This is a genomic window from Rhizobium sp. 16-488-2b (genome assembly GCF_017741815.1).
In the GTDB taxonomy this organism is placed as follows: domain Bacteria; phylum Pseudomonadota; class Alphaproteobacteria; order Rhizobiales; family Rhizobiaceae; genus Rhizobium.
Genome location: NZ_JAGHMF010000034.1, coordinates 79,902 through 100,016 on the forward strand (window position 1 = coordinate 79,902; position 20,115 = coordinate 100,016).

Annotated in this window: 18 protein-coding genes; 5 read left to right on the plus strand and 13 right to left on the minus strand. The window is 61.9% G+C overall.

All coding sequences use genetic code 11. The annotated features are described in order from the left end of the window. Positions 1–227 precede the first annotated feature (227 nt). From J5286_RS23860 to J5286_RS23875, 4 genes are all read right to left on the minus strand, one after another. On the minus strand, positions 228–1,277 hold the full coding sequence (locus J5286_RS23860; RefSeq protein ID WP_209192225.1) for a helix-turn-helix domain-containing protein: 1,050 nt from the start codon (positions 1,275–1,277) through the stop codon (positions 228–230). Positions 1,278–1,655: 378 nt separating this feature from the next. Next, positions 1,656–2,312, minus strand: coding sequence for a helix-turn-helix domain-containing protein (locus J5286_RS23865; RefSeq protein ID WP_209192227.1), 657 nt, complete (start codon positions 2,310–2,312; stop codon positions 1,656–1,658). Between the two features lie 395 nt (positions 2,313–2,707). Then, on the minus strand, positions 2,708–4,150 hold the full coding sequence (locus J5286_RS23870) for a metal-dependent hydrolase family protein (RefSeq protein WP_209192229.1): 1,443 nt from the start codon (positions 4,148–4,150) through the stop codon (positions 2,708–2,710). Positions 4,151–4,258: 108 nt separating this feature from the next. Beyond that, complete coding sequence (locus J5286_RS23875) at positions 4,259–6,088, minus strand: SLC13 family permease (RefSeq protein WP_209192231.1); 1,830 nt, start codon at positions 6,086–6,088, stop codon at positions 4,259–4,261. 330 nt (positions 6,089–6,418) lie between these two features. Here J5286_RS23875 and J5286_RS23880 point away from each other — a divergent pair, with 330 nt between their 5' ends. From J5286_RS23880 to J5286_RS23895, 4 genes are all read left to right on the plus strand, one after another. Continuing rightward, positions 6,419–7,531, plus strand: coding sequence for an alpha/beta hydrolase (locus J5286_RS23880; protein ID WP_245206512.1), 1,113 nt, complete (start codon positions 6,419–6,421; stop codon positions 7,529–7,531). A 139-nt stretch (positions 7,532–7,670) separates the two neighbouring features. After that, on the plus strand, positions 7,671–8,192 hold the full coding sequence (locus J5286_RS23885; protein WP_209192235.1) for a DUF1269 domain-containing protein: 522 nt from the start codon (positions 7,671–7,673) through the stop codon (positions 8,190–8,192). Positions 8,193–8,249: 57 nt separating this feature from the next. After that, positions 8,250–10,064, plus strand: coding sequence for an SLC13 family permease (locus J5286_RS23890; protein ID WP_209192237.1), 1,815 nt, complete (start codon positions 8,250–8,252; stop codon positions 10,062–10,064). 150 nt (positions 10,065–10,214) lie between these two features. Then, a complete protein-coding gene (locus J5286_RS23895) occupies positions 10,215–11,252 on the plus strand; it encodes an AI-2E family transporter (protein ID WP_209192239.1) in 1,038 nt (345 codons plus the stop codon). A gap of 19 nt (positions 11,253–11,271) precedes the next feature. Here J5286_RS23895 and J5286_RS23900 read toward each other — a convergent pair whose 3' ends face one another. The 3 genes from J5286_RS23900 to J5286_RS23910 all read right to left on the minus strand — a co-directional run bounded on the left by J5286_RS23900 (position 11,272) and on the right by J5286_RS23910 (position 13,457). Further along, positions 11,272–11,577, minus strand: a complete 306-nt coding sequence (locus tag J5286_RS23900) for a hypothetical protein (protein WP_209192240.1) — start codon at positions 11,575–11,577, stop codon at positions 11,272–11,274. A gap of 237 nt (positions 11,578–11,814) precedes the next feature. Continuing rightward, positions 11,815–12,846 carry an NAD-dependent epimerase/dehydratase family protein gene (locus J5286_RS23905; RefSeq protein WP_245206513.1) on the minus strand — a complete coding sequence of 344 codons (1,032 nt, stop codon included), beginning with the start codon at positions 12,844–12,846 and terminating at the stop codon, positions 11,815–11,817. 26 nt (positions 12,847–12,872) lie between these two features. Continuing rightward, complete coding sequence (locus J5286_RS23910) at positions 12,873–13,457, minus strand: TetR/AcrR family transcriptional regulator (protein WP_209192242.1); 585 nt, start codon at positions 13,455–13,457, stop codon at positions 12,873–12,875. A 207-nt stretch (positions 13,458–13,664) separates the two neighbouring features. Between J5286_RS23910 and J5286_RS23915 the strand changes: the two genes are divergently transcribed. After that, on the plus strand, positions 13,665–14,159 hold the full coding sequence (locus tag J5286_RS23915; RefSeq protein WP_209192244.1) for a GNAT family N-acetyltransferase: 495 nt from the start codon (positions 13,665–13,667) through the stop codon (positions 14,157–14,159). Positions 14,160–14,182: 23 nt separating this feature from the next. Here J5286_RS23915 and J5286_RS23920 read toward each other — a convergent pair whose 3' ends face one another. The 6 genes from J5286_RS23920 to J5286_RS23945 all read right to left on the minus strand — a co-directional run bounded on the left by J5286_RS23920 (position 14,183) and on the right by J5286_RS23945 (position 20,087). Beyond that, a complete protein-coding gene (locus tag J5286_RS23920) occupies positions 14,183–14,899 on the minus strand; it encodes an ABC transporter ATP-binding protein (RefSeq protein ID WP_209192246.1) in 717 nt (238 codons plus the stop codon). After that, complete coding sequence (locus J5286_RS23925; protein ID WP_209192248.1) at positions 14,880–15,644, minus strand: ABC transporter ATP-binding protein; 765 nt, start codon at positions 15,642–15,644, stop codon at positions 14,880–14,882. The genes J5286_RS23920 and J5286_RS23925 overlap by 20 nt, the downstream gene beginning before the upstream one ends. Then, complete coding sequence (locus J5286_RS23930) at positions 15,641–16,648, minus strand: branched-chain amino acid ABC transporter permease (RefSeq protein ID WP_209192250.1); 1,008 nt, start codon at positions 16,646–16,648, stop codon at positions 15,641–15,643. The genes J5286_RS23925 and J5286_RS23930 overlap by 4 nt, the downstream gene beginning before the upstream one ends. Before the next feature lies 1 nt (position 16,649). After that, positions 16,650–17,513, minus strand: a complete 864-nt coding sequence (locus J5286_RS23935) for a branched-chain amino acid ABC transporter permease (protein WP_018897878.1) — start codon at positions 17,511–17,513, stop codon at positions 16,650–16,652. A gap of 226 nt (positions 17,514–17,739) precedes the next feature. After that, positions 17,740–18,912 carry an ABC transporter substrate-binding protein gene (locus J5286_RS23940; protein ID WP_209192251.1) on the minus strand — a complete coding sequence of 391 codons (1,173 nt, stop codon included), beginning with the start codon at positions 18,910–18,912 and terminating at the stop codon, positions 17,740–17,742. Between the two features lie 125 nt (positions 18,913–19,037). Beyond that, positions 19,038–20,087, minus strand: a complete 1,050-nt coding sequence (locus J5286_RS23945; RefSeq protein WP_209192252.1) for a 3-carboxy-cis,cis-muconate cycloisomerase — start codon at positions 20,085–20,087, stop codon at positions 19,038–19,040. Positions 20,088–20,115 lie beyond the last annotated feature (28 nt).

Consider the following 20,115-nt stretch of genomic DNA (forward strand, 5'->3'; position numbering starts at 1 on the left):
TTCAGACCTTCCGCTCCGACGGCAGCGCTCGAAGCTTATTTCTGCAGGGCATGGCCCGGAAAGCGGAAAATACCGTTTAAACAGTGGTTTCACGCTCATTGTCGCAGAAATGGATACTGTGCACGACGCTGGGATAAACTCAGCAACGAGCAAGTAGCCACGTTGTCACGAACGCGAACGACGCCGCGAGTGGTCCGGCGGGCTTAGGAAGATGTTTCCGGGAGCGGTTAAGAGCGGTTCGCTATATCGCTGCTCGCCAGCAGAGAGCTCCAAGGCGGGCCGCCGGCGAAATGGGCGGCGGAAAGTCTCGGCGCCTCGTTGATCTTCAGCCATCCGGTCTCGCGGGCTTCCTTAGGCGTCATCCCGAATTCGCGCCGGAAGGTTCGGCTATATGTCGATGGGTCCATGAAGCCCCATTCCTCGGCAATCAGCGAGATGGAGCGCCTGTCCGTGTCGTCGGAAAGGATGTCCCTGGTGCGCAGCAGGCGCTGGCGGCGGATGTAATTGGAGATGCCACCGCTTGGCTCGAAAATCCGATAGAGCCGGGACCGCGAGATGTTCAGATCGCGGCAAAGCTTTTCCGGCGATAGATCGCGCTTGGCAAGCTGCGCGGCAATGAGCTTCTTGGCGCGCGCCATGATCACGCCGTTGATCGGCCCCTCGGCTTCGGCAAGGTGATCGCGCGATGGCGCGAGGCAGGCGGCGAGCAATGTGGTCGTCGCGACCGCGATATGTTCGGCATCGCGCTCCATCCTGTTGGGAAGCGAGCGGTGCAGTAGCTGGAGGTAATCCACGATCAGCGCTGCCATCTCGGGGCGAATGGCGAGGTCATAGGGTTGCGAGAAAGCGAAGTCTCGGGGAAGCAGCAGCGCAAGCGCGCCATCGTCCTCGCCTTCCGCCTCGTAGGGCGCTGCAAGGCAATGCCAGTGCAGCTGGCCGGGGATGCTCGGGCCGCCATTGTCCGAGACCGTCAGCGGGACGCTGAGGATCCAGTGATCGAAAACGGGATCCTTCTTGTTGGTCCACCGACGGCGATAACCGGTGCCCCGGTAATCCAGCGACATCAGCGCAAGGCTTCCCAGCTGCCAGACCTGCTGATGCGCGGCGAAGGAGCTGAACTTTTCACGCAGCAGCGTGACATCCCCGAGATTGGAATTCCACGATCGGTAGAGATCAAACTGTTCGGCGGGGGGCGCGGCGGATGTGTCGATGTCGACGACGCATGTGAGGGGAGCTTGGGCCTCGTCCTTGCCGGCAATGTTGCTGTCGTGCTGCATGATCCATCCTGCTGTTGGGCATCTATGTCTGACAGAAGGTTGGTTGTGTGGAGGGGCGGATGTCGCGCGTGTTTAGAGGCACGGTGTGGCGGATCGCCAATGCGCTTCCAGCGTTCATAAGCATTACTCCTTGTTCGATGGCGATCACGAAGCGTCGGCTCATCAGCAATAAGGCGCTGGCCGAGACGAACGGGGAAGCACGTTGGTCGAACTTAGAAAGCTGAGTTCAGGCAGGACATTACTAGTTGCAATTGCGTGTCGACATCACGCAACTCTATTCATATGTTCCGGTTTGAATATATGCATTCCATCCCAATCCTGTGCAGAGTGTCCATTTCTGCCTCACCACGCGGAAGGAACGAAATCTCGCCAAAATCGTCAGTTGTCCATCGACATGCCAAGAGAGTTGCTGATTAGCAGCGTGTTCAATGTGGGATTGCTGCCACCTGCCTGATCCATCTTGAGCGAGCCCGGATGCAGCATTCCCTGCCAGCCCAGCGCCCGCACTTCCTTCGGCGACAGTCCGAATTCGCGCTTGAACATGCGGCTGTAGGTCGATGGATCGGTGAAGCCCATGTTCTCCGCGATCTGCGCGATCGAGTGCACATTGGCGCTATCGGCGAGTGCACGGCGGGTCTCAAGCAGGCGTTTTCGACGGATATAATTGGAGATTCCGCCAGCGGGCTCAAAAATCCGGTAGAGGCGCGAGCGCGATACGCCGACACTCTTGCACAGATACTCCGGGCTTAGGCCCGGGTCGGCAAGCTTGGCATCGATCTCCCTGATGGTGCGGGTCGTTATCACGGCATCGATGGGAGCCTGTGCCTGTGCCAGCTTGTCGTGCGACGGCGCGAGCACGGCTGCGAGCATGTGTATGGTCGCTTCGGCGACCCTCGCAACGTTGCTTCGGCGCAGATGAGTGAGATTGTGATGCAGCAGGATCAGATAGTCGGCGAGGAACTCAGCGTCGTCGTCCGCGATCTCCGGGTGGAGGGACGCATCAACCATGTTGTATGGCAGAAAGAGCGCGATCAACCGCCCCTCGCTTTCGCAGGCATGCGGCGCAGCGCGCGAGCGCGTGAAGTATCACATTCGATTGCGCATCTCAGCGGTTCGTCCGCGAAAGCCGCGGCGGATGTCGACCCCAATTCTACCCGTGCATTCATGATGTCGCTCCTTGAACACAAGACTAAGCAAGCATGAAGTGACCAGTATCGACGCAGGCGGTGGTGCCCTCGGAGGGAAGCTGATTTGCACCATGACGGCAATGTTGACTGTGTGCAGAAGGTAAACCTAAAGCGAAGATCACTAATACAATTCTTGCTATGTAAAAGGAAGACGCAAAGCGCGTCCATTTTCCCGGCTAACGTGTTTCCGGATGTGGGAGGAGCTGGGATCTGGCTCGCCCCGCTCGTGAAAGGTCCGCTGTGTTAAAGGCTGTTCTTGTGCAGCCGCCCATCCTTCATGATCGCCAGGAAATTCTTTTGCGGATTTTCGACCAGGGTCAGGTCTTCCGTCGGATTGCCATCGACGACCACCAGGTCCGCCAGAGCGCCTTTCTCGACAACGCCGAGCTTGCCGGGGTAAGGGTTGCGCATGTTGGAGAGTTCGAGCAGCTGCGCATTGCCTGATGTCGCCATCTGCAGCACCTCGGCGTTCTTGTACCAGTTGCTCAAATGGGTCAGCATGATATTCTGCCGTGGTCCGAGTTCCGGAGAAAAGAGCACGTCCGATCCCCAGGCGGTCTTGATGCCGTGCTTGCGCGCATATTGATAGAGCGTCGGGGTTCCGAGGAAGATCTGCTTGGCGCGCTCGACGCCGGGGCCGCTTTGAGACGCTGCGTCCGCCATCGTCAGGAAGGGCTGGGTGCTGAGCCACACACCCTTTTCGGCGATCATGATCGCTGTCTCCTCATCGATCAGATGAGCGTGCTCGATGCAGGTCACGCCCGCGCGCAGGGCGCGTTGAACGGCGCGGGTCGTGTAGGCGTGGAGGGCGACATAGGTGTTCCAGTCCGCAGCAACGCTGGCCGCGGCGCGCAGTTCGTCCTCGCTGAAGGTGATCATATCAAGCGGGCTGCGCGGCGATGAAACACCGCCGCCGCCGACGATCTTCACTTGTGATGCGCCCTGCAGAAGCTGCTCGCGTACCCGAAGCTGCAACTCGGCTACACCGTCGACGATCGCAGCGCCTCCAAAGAGTTCGCCGCTGCTTAGCTTGTTTCCGTCCCTCGGAATCTCGGTGGGAAGACGCAGGTCGCCATGCCCGCCTGAGGTGGTGATCATGGCGCCGGACGGATAGATGCGGGGTCCGGGGATGAGGCCGGCGTCGATCGCTTGCTTGAACGAGAACACGGGGCCGCCGAGATCGCGCACCGTGGTGAAACCGCGCATCAGCGTGCGCTCCGCTTCGGCGGTCGAGGCGGCGAAGACGATGCCAGGGTCCCCCCCGAGGAGCAGGTTGAGCGGCACCGCCGCGAAAATCGTGTGCCAGTGCGCATCGATCAGACCCGGCATGATGACGCCGTTTCGGCAATCCAGAACCGTCGCACCCTCCGGCGGGGGCGCACGGGAGCGATCGACATCGGCGATCTGGTTGTCGCTGATTAGCACCTGGACATTATCGACAACCGTGCCGGCCTTGCTGTCGAAGAGCCGGGCGTTGCTCAAGAGGGTCTTGTTTGGTTTGGCTGCCGTCTGTGCCAGACCCTGCGCGGGCAGGGCGCCCACCAGGGCGGTCGCGGCCAGGCCTGATAGCAGATCACGTCGTGAGAAGGCTTCCAGCCGGCGCGAGGCCCTCTGCAAGTCGGGATGCGAGCAGCCGCAGCCCGCGTCGTGAATAAGGTGGCGATACTTTTCTCCCATCCGCAGCATGGGTTTTCCTCCCTGATTTCTTTGCGTTGCGGCCTATCTGCGTGGCCGCGACATGACCTGTAATGACGCCCTTGAGGGCACAGAAAACACGATTGCATCGCTCTCGACCTAGAAATGCCAGATGAGCGGAACGATGAAGACGGCAATGACGAAGAACCAGGCAAGCAGCGGCAAGCCGAGTTTCCAATACTCACCGAAGGTGTAGCCACCGGGCCCCATGACCAAGGCGTTTGCCGGCGCTGCTATCGGCGTCAGGAAGGCTGCCGATGCCGCGACGGCGATGCTCATCATCACGGGACGCGGGGAAATGCCCATGCCGGCCGCCGCCGCAACCCCGACCGGGATCGCGATCAAGGCGGTCGCCATGTTGCTGATGAACTGTCCGAGCAGCGCGGTCAGGAGAAACAGACCCGCGAGAAGCATGGTCGGGCTGCTCTGCCCGAGAATATAGAGAAGGTGGTCGGCGGCGAGTTGCGCGGCGCCGGTTTCCGTCATCGCGGTGCCGAGCGGCTTCATCGCCGCGACGAGCACCACCGTCGACCAGCCGATCGCATTATAGGACTGCTCCGCTGTCAGGATTCCCGACAGAAGGATTGCTCCAGCCGCCAGCAAGCCTGCCACGGCGGGCGGCACCAGGCCGGTCGCGAGAAGGAGGATCATCGCAGCCGAGATCGCGGCGGTCCGCCTTGCGTCGCCGCCCATTGGCGCTGCTTGCCGGCGAACGAGATCCGGGGAGCCGACGGTCAGTACATCCGGGTCGCTGAGGCGCGTGTCCAGCGCCTTCCAGGTTCCCTGCAACAACATTGTATCGCCGGCGCCGAGCACGACCGCGCCGGTTTGGTTGTTCGCCTCGACGTCACCTACCGGCTCGCCCGCCTTCTGGACGGCGAGGACGATCAGGTCACCGCTCTCGGTCACCATGCCAGGAAAGACGCTTTGCCCTATCAGGCCCGATCGCGGCGGGATCGCCACCTCGGCCAGCCCCGATTTGTGGGTGAAGAGGATGTCGTCGGCGCCCGCCGTCTGTTCGCGGAAGGACAGGTGCGTCTCCGCCGCGAACTTCGCGACGATATCGGCATCGCCGCGCAGGAGAACATGGTCGCCTTCGGCGATGTGCGGCCTGCTGATCGGCCACGCCGTGTCGCCCTCGTGCACTGCTACCAGCTGCATTCCCTCGTTGCGCGCGACCTCGATTGCCGATGGCGTCTTGCCGACATAGTGGCAAGAGCCGCGAATGCGGAGTCGGTGGACGTCATTGCCCAATCCATATTGCTCGACCAGCGTGCGGGCGTGCCGGCTGAAATCCGCGGGGATGGCTGCGCCGTTTCGTTGCGGCAAAAGGCGCTGGCCAAGCAGCATGATGATCGCCATGCTGCCGAAGAGCAGCGGAAGCCCAACCAGCGCGAATTCGAAGAAGCCAAAGCCAGCGAAACCCGCGTCGATGGCGGCGTCGGAGATAAGGACATTCACCGGCGTACCGGTCAGCGCCAGCATGGAGCCGGCATGCGCCGCGAAGGCAAGCGGCATGAGAAGTTGCGAGGACTTTCGGCCAAGGCGGACTGCAATCACGATGACAACGGGCAATAGCGCCACGACGGCGCCGGTCGTCCCGACAAACATTGCCAGGATCGCCACGAGGCTCATCATCAAAACGAGAAAGCGGGTGCGGCTCTTTTCGCCTGCTGCACGGATCAGGTGCTTGCCGATCCAGGCGGTCACGCCGGTAATCTCGAGCGCCGAGCTGACAACGAAGAGCGTCGCGATGAAGATGACGACTGGATCGCCGAAGCCCGCAAGTGCCTGGTCGAGACTGAGGATCCCCGACGCCCATAGGGACAAGCACACCAGCATTGCGACAACCGCGACCGGCAGCCTGTTCCACACAAAGAGAACGATCGCTGCAGCGACGATGATCGCAACGAGGGCTACCGGACTCAATTCCACTATCCCTTTGAGAAGACCCGATCTTGAGGCGATTTCAAAGGCAATGATGGCCGATCAGAGCATATGAAATCGTCCCACAGGATGAGCCGGAGGATACTAGATGTCATGAGCCGGGCGTCCCGAAGCTACGCTGTGCGTCCCGGAGTATTCGGCCTTCATTCGATTTCGGGGCTGGCGCTATTGACCCCGCGTGAAGTCTGGAAACAGGTGAACGTGACGGGGCGCGGAGCGAGTATTTGTTATGGTGACCACGCGTGCTGGCAAAGCGGTCTCGTATCGCCGCCCTGACGTGCCGAGGTAAAGATGCGCTGGCGGCGGCTGTTCATGGTTTTGGCTCTCAACGCATGTCTTGTGACATGCGCCGGCCCGCAGCCGGGACTGCTGAGCGTGACCCATCCGGCAAAAGATGCCGATCAGATCACGCTCATCGCGGCGACGACGCGGGCGCCTGTCGAGGACCCTGCGGTTCTCTACGGCGGCGAACGGGGCACGTCCGTGTCCTATACCCGGATCGGGATTTCCGTTCCGCCAAACCGAAAGGCCGGCACGCTTGAACTGCCGCGCCGCTCTCCCGGCGATCCCGAACGCACCTTCGCCGCGACATCGGTAATCCCGATCAAGCGTGAAGATGTCGCCGCCGCGTTTCGTGCTCCAGGCGCCCACAAACGGCGCGCCTTTGTCTTCGTCCATGGTTACAGCACGACCTTCGATCGCGCGGTTTTCCGCTTCGCGCAACTCGTGCACGATTCAGATGCGGATGCTGTCCCGATCCTCTTTTCATGGCCGTCGCGCGGACGGTTTCTCGATTACAAGCGCGACCTTGATAACGCATCCTACTCGCGATCGGATCTGGCAAACCTGCTTGAGGCAGCGATCGACAGCCAATCGATCAACGAGGTGGTGGTGCTCGCGCACTCCATGGGCGCATGGCTCACGGTCGAGGCGATCAGGCAGGTCGCTCTGCGCCGCGGCGGCGTGCCGAGCAAGGTCTCTAGCCTCATCCTCGCGTCCCCGGATCTGGATGTCGGCGTCTTTCGCCGGCAGGTGGAGGATATGGGGCCGAAGCGGCCCAAGATCACGATCTTCGTCGCGCGCAACGATTTGGCGCTGCGCTTGTCGCGGTTCATTGCGCGCGGAGATGCCCGTCTTGGCGGCATCGACCCTTCGCAGGAAGACTATCGCCAGGCCCTCTCGGATTTGCAGGGCGTCACGGTGCTGGATTTGAGCGCATTGAGTTCGGGCGATCGGGTCAATCACGCGCTATTCGCGACCAGCCCCGAGGCCGTTCGGCTGATAGGCGATCGGCTGGTGCAGGGGCAGCAAATCTCGGACGCTGATGTCGCAAGGCCCACGACGGCGGTCGATGCTATCGGCGCCGCCGCGACCTTTGCGGTTGCCGCGCCGATACTGATCTTCGACATGGCGACCAGCCAATGAGACGCCCCGGCAGAAAATGGGACGACCGGCGCAATATTGGGATTCGCCGCGCATCATTATTGTCGCGGCAATTGCTAGCGTAGGTGCGGGGCGTGCGTGGGTATCGCCGACGGTCGACTTTCAGCAAAAGGGTGCGGACATGAGCGATCTGATTTTCATCGGGTTCCCAACGGAAGCAAAGGCCGAAGAGGTGCGGCAGAAGGTGCTGTCGCTGCAGCAGGAATATCTCATCGAACTGGAAGACGCCGTCGTCGTCGTGAAGAACGAGAAGGCGCAGATCAAGCTCAATCAGATGGTCAATCTCACTGCACGCGGTGCTGCCTCAGGCGCCCTGTGGGGAACGGTGATCGGCGCGATCTTCCTGATGCCTCTGGTTGGCACTGCGCTGGGTGCTGCTTCCGGCGCCCTTGCCGGCCAACTCAGCGATGTCGGCATCAACGATGAATTCATGAAGAAGGCGGCGTCGGCCTTACAGCCCGGCACGGCGGGGCTCTTCCTGCTCGTGCGCAAAATGACGACTGACAAGGTGCTGGCCGATCTCAAGGGCGTTGGCGGCGAGCTTTTGCAGACGTCCTTCGACGAGACTAGGGAAGCCGCCTTGCGCGAAGCGCTGTCCGCCGCCCAGGCAGAAGCGGATACGGCGCCAGCGGCAACCTCGTAACGCCGCCATGCATGGGAGGTTTCATCGATGCCGGCGCGCTAGACGGGGAGGCCCTGCTTGACCCCGATCCAGACGACCTGCTGCATCATCCTCGCGACGATCGTTCTTTTTGCGTGGAACAGGCTGCCCGTCATCGCCGTCGCCTTCGCGGCGGCGCTTTCACTATGGGCGACAGGGCTCGTAACGCTGGATCAGGCATTGGCCGGCTTTGGCGATCGCGCCGTCCTTTTCGTCGCCAGCCTCTTCATCGTCAGTGCAGCGCTTGAGAGAACCGGGGTTACCGCGTGGTGCGGGCAAGCCCTCATCTCGCTCGCCGGCCAGAACAACCGCAGCCGGCTTCTGCTCGTTCTCATGATTGCTGTCGGCTGCCTGACGTCGCTTCTGAGCGGCAGCGGGGCCGTGGCGGCTCTGATACCCGTCGCGGTGTTCGCGGCGGTCAGGTTAAACCAGTCGCCCGCGCAATTGCTGATGCCCTTGGCCTTCTCCGCCCATGCCGGGGCGAACCTGCTGTTGACGGGCGCCCCCAAGAATTTTCTCGTCTCGGAGGCGCTTGAAGATGCCGGGCTTGATGGCTTCGGCTTCACCGAGTTCGCCCTTGTCGGCGTTCCACTTCTCGCTGGAACCGTCTTTGTTGTCCTGGTGCTGGGCAAGTATCTGCTTCCCCAGCAGACGAATGCACGGCTGCCCGCCGATTTCAGCGGCCACGCCCAGACGCTGGTCGAACATTACGGCCTTGAGGATGGCCTCTTCCGGCTCCGCGTTCGCCGGGACTCGCCTCTCGTTGGGCTGCGCACTGACAAGATCGATCTGGGTGCTGCTAGCGACATACAGGTGATGGCCGTCCAAGCCGCCGCGTCCGGTCTTCCGGTGCGGGACAGGCCGATGGTGGCCGACGATTATCTGCTCGTGCGCGGCACCGCACAGGCGGTCGCCGAAATGGCCGCCCGCCTCCATCTGGCGGTTCGCGAGGATGCGCCGGTAGGGGGTGGCAGCACCGCATTCAATCGCAGGTCCGGTCTAGCCGAGGTGATGATCCCGCCGCGATCCAAGCTGATCGGTCAATCGATGTTTCCGGGTCTTGCGACTGAGAGCGGCGACCTCGTCGTCCTGGCGGTGCATCGCGGCGGCGCGGAGATCGACTATGCCAACCCTGAGCTCAAGGCCGGCGACACGATTCTGCTCGAAGGTAGCTGGGAAGCGCTCGATCTACGACTGGATGATCCCGATGTGCTCGTCGTCGATTCCCCCGATCTCGTTCGCCGCCATGCCGTGCCGATGGGGCCGGGCGCCAAGGTCGCGGTGGCGACGCTCATGGCGCTTGTCGTCATGTTGGCATCGAACATCGTGCCGCCTGCCGTCGCGGGCATCCTGTGCGCCTGCGTGCTTGTTGCTTCCGGCGCGATCACCGTCGAGCAATCCTACCGCGCCGTTCACTGGACGACGGTCATCCTCATTGGCGCGATGATGCCGATTTCGACCGCGATGATACAGTCAGGCACGGCAAAGTTCATCGCCGACGAACTGGTCTCCGTGCTCGGCTCGGCCGGACCGAGCGCTCTGGTGGCAGGTCTCTTCGTGCTCATGGCGGTGTTGGGGCAGGTCATGAGCAACACGGCGACGACGATGCTGGTTATTCCGATCGCAATGGCGGCGGCCTCCGCCATGCATATCCAGCCGCACCCGGTGCTGATGAGCCTCTGCATCGCCGGATCCGCATCCTTCATGACGCCGATCGCGACAACAACAAACATGATGGTGATGGGCGCGGGCGGCTATCGGTTCGGCGACTACTGGAAACTCGGCACGCCCCTGATGGCGTGGTTCTTCATCGTGGCCGTCTTCCTGGTCCCGCGAATCTGGCCATTCAACTAGGTGTCGGCAGGACGGCGGGCGGCCGCGACCAGTTCATCATCACGCAGATTAGAGACGTCAGGCATGCTTTTGGGACAGGCAACCGATTGCTCGCCCAATGATATTTGTGAGGATGGTCGCTCGAAGGCAATCGGAGGGGATGTCGACTGGATGAATAGCCGAGCGGTTATCACTCTCCTGGCGATCCTTGCTGCGATAGCGGTCTTGTGCGTTCTCCGGATGGCTGCCAGCGTCTTCGCTCCCGTTGCCGGCGCGCTTTTCATCATCGGTCTCGTCTGGCCGCTCCAGCAGAGCCTGCAAAGGGCTCTCCCCAAGCTGTTGGCGCTTGCGGTGGTGGTCGCGGTGATCGTCTGCGTTTTCATCGCTCTCGCCTCCATATCCGCCTGGGGCTTCGGGCGCATCGGCCGCTCGGTCGTCGGCGATGCCGCTCGCTTCCAGCTGCTCTATGGCGATCTCGTCCAATGGCTCGACGGGCACGGCATCGTCATCGCCGGCGTTTGGGCGGACTACTTCAACTTCAGTTCGCTGCTCCGCGTGCTGCAGAGGGCGACGGCTCGCTTGAACACGATGATCTCCTTCTGGATCGTCGTGGTCGTTTATGTGCTTTTGGGGCTGCTCGACACAGAGGCCGTCGCGCGCAATATTCGAAAGGCTCTGAGCGAAGAGAAGGCCGACGCAATCATCGGCGGCGCGTTGCAGACGGCAGCCAAGCTGCGGCGTTACATGGCCGTGCGCACGGTGATGAGCCTTGCCACCGGCACGCTCGTCTGGGCGTTGTCCGCGCTCTTCGGGCTGCGCTTTGCCGCCGAATGGGGCGTCATCGCCTTTACGCTGAATTATATCCCGTTCATGGGGCCATTCGTGGCAACGTTGCTGCCAAGCGCTTATGCCCTTGCGCAATTCGGCTCACCGGAAGCCGCGATCCTCATCTTCGCTGGGCTCAACATCATACAATTCGTCATCGGAAGCTATATCGAGCCGCGCGTTGCGGGTTACGCGCTGGCGATGTCGCCATTCCTGGTGCTGTTTTCGGTCTTTTCCTGGTCGTTCGTCTGGGGTGTGTTCGGCGCCTTCATCGGCGTGCCGATCACGATCGCGATCCTCACCTTCTGCGCACGGTTTTCCTCGACGCGTTGGATAGCGGAAATCCTGGGCGCGCCGAGCGAACGTGATGGCAAACTCCAATAAAGCTATGTTGAACAGATGGCTATCGGCGCAGCCTTGTCATGCGGATCACGCGGCCTGTGTGGGCGCTCAGCGCAATCTCGAAATCGCTGCTGCCGCGCCTTCCATGATAAATGAACACTCGGCCGCGGCAATCGACGCGCCGGACATTGCGAAAACCGCGGTTCTGAAGGAGTTGTTGCCCTTGTCTGCAACTGATCGCGCGGCCGAAGTTGAGATCGGAACCGACGTGAATGTTGACGGTCACGGCATAGGCCGGAGTCGGCGGCGACGCTGTCAGCGCCATCAAGGAAGCCAATGCAAACGCAGTCCATATGTTCAGGTGCATCCTGTCTCTCCATCAATGAAAAGCTCCGCGAGATATTTGCCGCACTGAAGCCTTGTCAATGAGTGACCACGGCATGCCGCCGCATTGGGGACGCGGCGCCCATCTCCTGGACGATTGACGCATAAGGAATGGTTCATTGGCGAGCTCTGCGGGCCACGCTCGCTGCGACCTTGTTTCCTGCGCGGCAAGGCGCATTGGATCAAGACGGGCACACCAGACAATGAACGCGCTTGAAGATTACCAGTGCTGATCGGTTCGAAGCTCTCCCAACCCCTGTTCCCTTGAGATCACCGGCCTATAGTCGAGTTCTCGTCGGGCTTTGCTGATATCGAGTGAAATCTCCACTGCCGACGTTGCATAGGATTGCAACGTCAACGGGGGCACGATCTTGCCACCAGACAGACGGGAAAGCAGGTCACCGATCGCCGCGACAGTCCTGACGACGCCACGCGGCACGGACTTTTCGGTTACACTCAGCCCTTGTGTTTGCAGCAGCGCCGAAACGAAGGTCCGGAATGCGACAGGCTCTCCATCGGAGATGAAGTAAGCTTCGCCGCCACGCCCATTCGCGAGCGCCTGGTCTACGGCGACGCAGAGGTTGGCGATATGGGTTGTCGAGGTCAGGTAATTGCCACCGCTGATCCAAGCGAATTTGCCGGATTGTGCCGCGTCGACTAGAGCAGGCAGAGCGGTCGTATCGTCGCGACCCCAAACGAATCGGGGACGCAGAACGACTACCGGCAATTCCAGGGAATTGAAATCCAGAGCGATCCGTTCCGCCGCCGCCTTGCTACGTGAGTAACCGCCCGCGAACTTGCGGGGCAGAGGCAGGGTCTCGTCCACGTTGACCAAGGGCTTTCCGGTGGCGAACACCGATTCCGTGCTGAGATGAACGGCCTTTCTGACGCCAGACGCACTGGCAGCCTCCATAACGGCCCTTGTGCCCGCTTCGTTCACCTGCCGCTGGCGCTCGGTGGCGGGGCCGTGGTCGGTATCCGCAGCCGCATGTACAAGTGCCTCGCAACCAACCATAGGCGCAACGAGATCGCCACCCAGAATATCGCCGCGATGGGGAATCGCGCCGAGTGTCCGTACGACCTGTTCGGATGCTTCGCTGCGAACAAGAGCCACCACCTCGAATCCGCGCGCGACGAAGTGTCGGATCAGGTTGCGGCCGACGTAGCCGCTGCCGCCGGTTACAAATATCCGTCTAAACGGGACGTACTTATCCGTGGCCGCGGCGGCTGCGGCAATGCTTTTGTCAATCATGTCGTACACCTAATGTGCTGTTGGGATCAGTTCGCGGATGTCTCGGGGATATCCGCTTCTCCGGTCTTGGCCGTCACGAGCCAGTTGATCTCTCGAAGAAGCCTTCGTCGCTCGTCCGGAGCAAAGTGATGGAAATCGAGATGCTCAAGGAACTTCAGCCCCTCCAGAGCGAGATAGGCGAGAAGCGCGCCACGCGGAGATGGCGACGTTTCGAGAATACGATCGACCGTCGCTGCCTGATTGTCCTGCATCTTCCCGCGCAGCTTTGCATCCAGCGCAAGCGCAGCGCTCAGGTTTAGCGCAACGGCACGAAACTCTTCTGGAGGTGGCTCTGCAGCAGCAGCGATGCGACCGCGAATTGCTCGATCGGCTTCATCGGGGAACTGCGCTTCGAGCCCGGCATGGTGAGCATTATCGCGCTCGAAGGCGCGGTCGACAACGGCCTCGATCAGCGCCTGCTTCGACTTATGGTCATAGAGGACGCTCGCCTTGGTGACCTCAGCCTCTTTGGCGACAGCGTCCAATGTCAGGTTCGCGGCACCATCTCGCCCGACCACACGTTCCGCGGCATCGAGTATGGCCTGTTGATCAATGACGCGCTTTCTTCCCATATGTGATCTCCATTTGTTTCCGACCGGATGGTTATAAAAAGAGTTCACTGCTGTCAATGGCCTGGTAGATGACGATCGCAAACGCACGCGTTTACATATCCGACACAAGCGAGCCCAAAAGACGCGTCCCCGCGCCTGCTCACACGCCGTCATGGCGCAGCCATCCGAAAGTTGCTAAGCAAACCGGGAAACCGATAGGACTACACCATGACCGCCAGCCCCTCCTTCCGCCACGCTGTTCCAGCCGATGCTGCACGATGCTTTGAGATTGAAACGACCGCCTACGAAGGCGATGAGGCGGCGACGTTGGAGAAGATCGCCACACGCATCGCGCAATATCCCGAAGGCTTTTTGATCCTTGAGGCGGAAGGCAGGATCGCGGGCTTTATCAACAGTGGTTGCGCATTTGACGTTGTCATGTCCGACGAGGCGTTCAAGGAGCTAATTGGCCACGATCCGGCGGCGCCGAATGTGGTCATCATGTCGGTGGTTGTGGATCCGGCCGAGCAGGGCAAGGGCTATTCTAAGCTGCTCATGCAACGTTTCATCCGGGAAATGCGCGACGCTGGCAAGAAGAGCATTCATCTGATGTGCAAAGAGCAGCATGTGGCCCTCTATGCGAAGATGGGCTACCGGTACACGCAGCCATCCGCCTCTGATCATGGCGGCGTGGCCTGGCACGAGATGGTCATGGACCTTTGACAGAGCGCCGAAAGGCGCTCATCTCAGTGCAGGCCGCCCACACCCAGTAGCCGCTCGACGGCGTCGTGGTCTTGAGCCAGCGCCTGCGGCGTGCCGCTCCATGCCAATCTGCCACGCTCAAGGATGATGACCTGATCAGCGAATTCCAGCGCGCTCTGGATGCGCTGCTCGACGAGCAGGATGGTCATGTCGCCCGTCCGCGCGAGTTCGGCGAAAGCGGACATCAGTTCCTCGCAGATGACGGGCGCCAGGCCCTCCAGTGGCTCGTCCAGCAACAGCACCGAGGGGCGGCCGAGAATGGAGCGGGCCGTCGAGAGCATCTGCTGTTCGCCGCCGGAGAGCTGGTTGCCGAGATTGCGGCGGCGCTCCTTGAGGCGCGGAAACATCTGGTAGGCTTCTTCGATCGCCGTCTTTGGGCGCCCCTTGAGCCCAACGAAGAGGTTCTCCTCGACTGTCAGCGTCGGGAATATGCAGCGTGCCTGCGGCACATAACCCAGTCCCTGGTGTGCCCGCGCAGCACTCGGTATCGCCGAAACGTCGGCGGAGCCCAGGCGGATGCGACCATCATAGCGCTTCGTCTGTCCCGCGAGCGTTGCGAGCAACGTGGTCTTGCCCATGCCGTTACGGCCAAGCACGGCAAGGCGGGCACCGGCCGGTACCGAGAAGGAAACATGTTCGATAACCCGCGTCGGGCCGTATCCAGCCGACAGGTTCTCGACCTCAAGCGACGTGGCTGGCATTGGCATAGCTCCCGAGATAGGCCTCGCGCACGCGGGCGTCCTTGGTGACATCGGCGGGCGAGCCGTCGAAAATGATGGCGCCGGCGGCGAGCACGATGACGCGCTTGGCGAAGCGGAAGACAAGGTCCATGTCGTGCTCGATCATCAGCACGGCAAGATCGGCGGGCAGGTCGGCCAGCGCCTGTTCTATGCGTCCCGTATCGCTCTGCGGTACGCCGGCCGCCGGTTCGTCGAGCAGCAGCACCTTCGGTTTCAGCGCCATGGCGACGGCGATCTCCAGCAGGCGCTGCTGGCCGTAAGCGATCTCGTTGACCTTGCGGTGCATCAGGTTATCGAGGCCCAGCGTGTGCAACATGCCGGTCACCTCGTCCATGACATCAGGCATCGACAGGAAGTTGCCGAACATCCGGCCCGTGCGTCCATCTCGCTGCAGGATGGCGAGCGCGACATGCTCGGCGGGCGTCATGTCCTGAAAGAGCCGGGTGACCTGAAACGAGCGGACCAGCCCGCGCTTGACGCGGCCGGCCGCATCCACCCGCGTGACGGTCTCGCCGCCCAGCCAGACATCGCCGGAATCAGGCGCCAGATTGCCGGTGACCAGGTTGACGAAGGTGGTCTTGCCTGCGCCGTTCGGTCCGATCAGCGCGACGCGATCACCTGGATGCATCGAGATCGAAACGTCGTTGGTGACGGCCAGACCGCCGAAGGATTTCTTCAGGTTGGCGACTTCAAAGACGGCGTTCATTCGGCGGCCTCCTTGCGTCGCGAAAGCAGCGCCGCGGCCGTTCCGTAGATGCCCTTCGGCGCGAAAAGAACGACGAGGATCAACAGCGCGCCGACCATGGTCAGCCAGTGGAAGGGATTGGCGGCCGAGACGTAATCCTCGAAGAGCATGAAGATGACGGTTCCGGAGAGCGCGCCGAACAGCGAGCCGGTGCCGCCGAGCACGAGCATGACGAGGCTCTCGGCCGAAAGCGTGAAGGACAGGCTGTCGAGGCCGACGACCTGCGTCGAGATCGCCGTCAACGCCCCGCCGACGCCGGCGACGGCGCCCGATATCACATACATCTTCGTCAGCGCGACCTTTGGCGATGCGCCCATCGCCTTGATGCGCAGCGGGTCTTCCTTGATGCCGCGGCAGAGCATGCCGAAGGGAGAGCGCACCAGCAGACGCAGCAATACGAAGACGACGAGGAGCAGCACGACGCCGAAGACATAGGCGGTGTGGCCATAGAGATCGAACTCGAAATAGCCGAGCAGGGGATCGGTGGAAATGCCGGAGAGGCCATCGCTGCCGCCCGTCCAGGACGAGGCCTTGTTGGCGAACTCATGGAAGAGGTTGATCAGTGCGATCGAAAGCACCAGCTGCGGCAGCCCATGGGCGCGCAGGATGATCGCGCCGCAGATCAGCCCCGCAACCGCGCCGCTGACGATGCCCGCCAGCGTCATCAGCAGCGGATCGGTGATGCCATAATGAGCGGACACGATCCCCGCTGCATAAGCACCGCTGCCGAAAAGGGCAGCGTGGCCAAGCGTTGCAATGCCGCAATAGCCGGTGACGAGGTCGAGCGACAAGACCAGCAGCGCAATGGCGATGATGCGCGTCAAAAGCGCCAGGTTGTCGGGAAACAGCAGGTAGCCGATGGCGGCAAGAAGGATGATTATGGCGATGCCCGCGAGATCGCGACCTGCGGAGCGGTAGCGTCGGGCGGAGGCAGCGGTCGTGTCGGTATTCATGGCGAGCGTCATCCTATTTCGCCCTTCCGGCAAAGCCACGCGGGAAGATGCAGATGATGGCGATGACGGCGAGGTAGAAGAAGAATTCACCGAACTCGGGCATCAGATAACGGCCGGTCGTGTCGATGCCGCCAAGCACCAGGCAGGCGATCAACGCGCCGGGGATCGAGCCCGCGCCACCGACTGAGACGACGACCAGGAAGGTCACCATATAGCGCAGCGCGTAGTAGGGCTCGACCGGCAGCAGCTCGGCGCCGACGACGCCACCGAAAGCCGCAAGCCCGACCGCGACCGCGAAGCTCAGCGCGTAGATGATCTCCGTGCGCACCCCAAGTGCGGCTGCCATCGCGGCATTGTCGACCGAGGCGCGCAGCTTCACGCCGAAGCTCGTCCGCTCGATCGTGAACCAGAGCGCGACGGCGACGCCAAGCCCGCAAACGATCGCGAAGAGGCGGTGAACGGGAATGGTGCGGAAGCCGAGATTGGCAGAGCCCTGCAGGCTCTCGGCCAAGGGAATGGTTTTAAGCGTCGGCCCCATCGCATAGTTGGCGATGCCGATGATGCAAAAGGTGATGCCGATCGTCATCAGCACCTGCGTCAACTCGGGTGCGCCGTAGATGCGGCGATAAAGGAAACGCTCCATGGGAATGGCAATGATGATCGTGCCGACCACGGCTGCAATCACGCCGATGCCATAGCCGAGCCCAAGGTCGCGCACCGCATAGGACGCGATATAGCCGCCGATCATCGCGAAGGCGCCGTGCGCCAGATTGACGACTCGCATCAGGCCCATGGTCACCGAAAGGCCGATCGAGATCACGAACAGCACCATGCCATAGGCGAGCGCATCGACGGCTATGCTGAAGACAGTTTGCATGGGTTGGCGTGGTCCTTGTACCATATTGTGCGACGACGAGCAGGCGCTGTGCCGCGTAGCCTTTTTCGGCCTGCCGGCACCCCGAGGTCGAGCCGCTTGTCTTGACCCGTCCTTCGGCCCCGAAGGACGGAAGGGATGTCAGGCACCGCGTTCACTTCCCCTCTCCCCAGCGGGGAGAGGGTAGGGTGAGGGGGCTACGGACGCAAAGGTCCGCCAGCCGCGTTGCTCACTTCAAAGCGGCAAGCCCCGGATCGCCCTGCTTCTCGAAGGTCTGGATTTCCTTGTTGATGAACTTGCCGTCGTCACCCTTGGCAACCTCGCGCAGATAGATGTTCTGTGTGATGTGGCGGCTTTCGGGATCGATCGAAACGGGGCCGCGCGGGCTTGTCCAGGCAAGGCCCCTGACCGCGTCGACAGCCTTTTGCGCATCCTGTTTGCCGCCGGTCGCTTCGATCATCTTGTAAATGACATGCATGCCGTCATAGGCGCCGACAGCAGGGAAGGTGAGTTCGGCCGGGTTGCCGATCGCCTTGCCGGCTGCTTCGACGAACGCCTTGTTCTCAGGGGAATCGTGCGAGACAGCGTAGTGGAAGGTGGTGAGGATGCCGAGTGCTGCATCGCCGAGTGCCGGCAGGTCGGATTCCTGCGTCAGGTCGCCGGGGGCGAAGAGCTGGATATTGGCGCCCTTCAGGCCGTTCTCGTTATAGGCCTTCACGAAACCGAGCGTCGTCGGGCCAGACGGCAGGAAGGCGAAGACGCCCTGAGCGCCGGAGTCCTTGATGCGCTGCATAATCGGGCTGAAATCATTGGTCGCAAGCGGCATGCGGATCGCCTCGACGACCTCGCCGCCTGCCTTCTCGAAGCCCGCTTTGAAGGCATTCTCGGCATCGACACCCGGCCCGTAGTCGCTGACCACGGAGATGATTTTCTTGACGCCCTTGTCGAAGGCGACCTGCGCCATTGGTGTCGATGTCTGCCAGGTGGTGAAGGAGGTGCGCACGACCAGTGGGCTCTTGGTGACGATCGCCGAGGTCGCGGCGTTCATGACGACGAGCGGCGTGTTGGCCTGCTTCAGGATCGGCGTGACGGCCATCGCGTCAGGAGTGAAATAGAAGCCGGCCAGATACTGGACCTTCTCCTTGACGACCAGCTCCTGGGCGAGCGATTTGGATTGCGCGGGGTCAGCCGCGGGGAGATCGCGATAGATGATCTCGACCGTGTTGTCGCCGACCTTCTTTCCATTGGTCGCCATGTAGGCGTCGATCCCGGCCTTGAAGTTCTTGCCCTGCAGGGCGAACGGACCGGAAAACGGGCCAACCACGCCGACCTTGATCGTGTCGGCATAAGCGCCCGAACCCATGAGCAGGGCCGCGGCGGCGGCCAGAAGCAGCTTCCTCATTCTATCTCTCTCCCTTTTAGGCGACTCCAACGCCTTCTTAGCGCGCGGCTAAAGTTCTCAGGCCAGTCTGTCATGCGAAACGGTAATGTAAAATGAAATAAATGCCATAATTCATACTCCGCAAGTTATGTATCGGCGGTGCCAAGCCGGCTTATATTGCTCGCCAGTTCGTGCACCAGGCGCAGTGCCGCGCCGGTGGCGATCGCCATTTGCGGCAGCACCAGCCATTCAAGTGTCCACGCAGCACCGGAGCGCTCCTGTTCGTGCACCATTGAGTGGTGGATCGCGGAGATCTGCGTCGCGTTGAAGCGCGCCAATGCCACCAGCGTCTCGGCCGCGACGGGGTTCTGCTTGTGCGCCATTGCGGATGACCCGCCGCCCCCCGTCAGTCCGATCTCGTCTCCGGCCTGGGCCATCAGCGCGACGTCCTGGCCGAACTTGCCGAGGCTGCCTGAAATCTGGGCAAGGAGACCGGCAAACTCCGCGATAACGGCCCGTTGGCTCTGCCATTGCTGGATATCGAAAAGCCCAAGTTCCTGCGCCAGCGAGCTACGCACCGCTGACGCCTTGTCGCCGAGTTTATCGAGCGTGCCGGCCGCCCCTCCGAACTGCAGCGGGAAGCGCAATCCTGTCAGCGTCTCGCGGTAGCCGCCCAAGGGCGCATGCCATGCGCGCAGCCGGTCGGCAACGGCGATCGGGATTGCCGCCTGCATTCGGGTCCGGCCCATCAGCGCCCTATCACCGAAGGCTTGCCGCAGTTCCGCGAAACGCAGCTCAAGTGCCGCCAGACGGGCCGCGAAAACAAAAGCGACGGGCTTCAACCTCAGCATCAGGCTGGTATCGATGACGTCCTGGCTGGTGGCGCCGACATGGACATGAGGAGACGCATCGCCAGTGGCCGTGCGCAGTTGGCGAACGAGCTCGGGAACGACGACGCCGTCGCGGGCAGTGGCGGCGCGAAGAGCGGGTAGGTCGGCCTTGAACCCGGCGCAGGCGGCCGAAATCCTCTGCGCGGCGGGCTCAGGGATGACGTCATGGGCTGCCTCGGCGCGCGCGAGTGCCGCCTCGAATTGCAGCATCGCGCGAATATCGGCCTCGCCCGTGAACCAGGCCGATGTCTCCTCGTCGCCGACAAGGCCGGAGAGAAAGGGGTGGTCGAAGGCAGTCGCGCCCATGTGTCATCTCATCGTTCGTGGTCATCAG

Excerpts from the sequence above, each read along its gene's own strand:
- J5286_RS23920 (WP_209192246.1), bottom strand. The coding sequence starts at position 14,899 with ATGCCAGCCACGTCGCTTGAGGTCGAGAACCTGTCGGCTGGATACGGC.
- J5286_RS23860 (WP_209192225.1), bottom strand. The coding sequence starts at position 1,277 with ATGCAGCACGACAGCAACATTGCCGGCAAGGACGAGGCCCAAGCTCCC.
- J5286_RS23880 (WP_245206512.1), top strand. The coding sequence starts at position 6,419 with ATGGTTTTGGCTCTCAACGCATGTCTTGTGACATGCGCCGGCCCGCAG.
- J5286_RS23885 (WP_209192235.1), top strand. The coding sequence starts at position 7,671 with ATGAGCGATCTGATTTTCATCGGGTTCCCAACGGAAGCAAAGGCCGAA.
- J5286_RS23900 (WP_209192240.1), bottom strand. The coding sequence starts at position 11,577 with ATGCACCTGAACATATGGACTGCGTTTGCATTGGCTTCCTTGATGGCG.
- J5286_RS23925 (WP_209192248.1), bottom strand. The coding sequence starts at position 15,644 with ATGAACGCCGTCTTTGAAGTCGCCAACCTGAAGAAATCCTTCGGCGGT.
- J5286_RS23910 (WP_209192242.1), bottom strand. The coding sequence starts at position 13,457 with ATGGGAAGAAAGCGCGTCATTGATCAACAGGCCATACTCGATGCCGCG.
- J5286_RS23915 (WP_209192244.1), top strand. The coding sequence starts at position 13,665 with ATGACCGCCAGCCCCTCCTTCCGCCACGCTGTTCCAGCCGATGCTGCA.
- J5286_RS23935 (WP_018897878.1), bottom strand. The coding sequence starts at position 17,513 with ATGCAAACTGTCTTCAGCATAGCCGTCGATGCGCTCGCCTATGGCATG.
- J5286_RS23945 (WP_209192252.1), bottom strand. The coding sequence starts at position 20,087 with ATGGGCGCGACTGCCTTCGACCACCCCTTTCTCTCCGGCCTTGTCGGC.
- J5286_RS23870 (WP_209192229.1), bottom strand. The coding sequence starts at position 4,150 with ATGCTGCGGATGGGAGAAAAGTATCGCCACCTTATTCACGACGCGGGC.
- J5286_RS23940 (WP_209192251.1), bottom strand. The coding sequence starts at position 18,912 with ATGAGGAAGCTGCTTCTGGCCGCCGCCGCGGCCCTGCTCATGGGTTCG.
- J5286_RS23905 (WP_245206513.1), bottom strand. The coding sequence starts at position 12,846 with ATGATTGACAAAAGCATTGCCGCAGCCGCCGCGGCCACGGATAAGTAC.
- J5286_RS23895 (WP_209192239.1), top strand. The coding sequence starts at position 10,215 with ATGAATAGCCGAGCGGTTATCACTCTCCTGGCGATCCTTGCTGCGATA.
- J5286_RS23930 (WP_209192250.1), bottom strand. The coding sequence starts at position 16,648 with ATGACGCTCGCCATGAATACCGACACGACCGCTGCCTCCGCCCGACGC.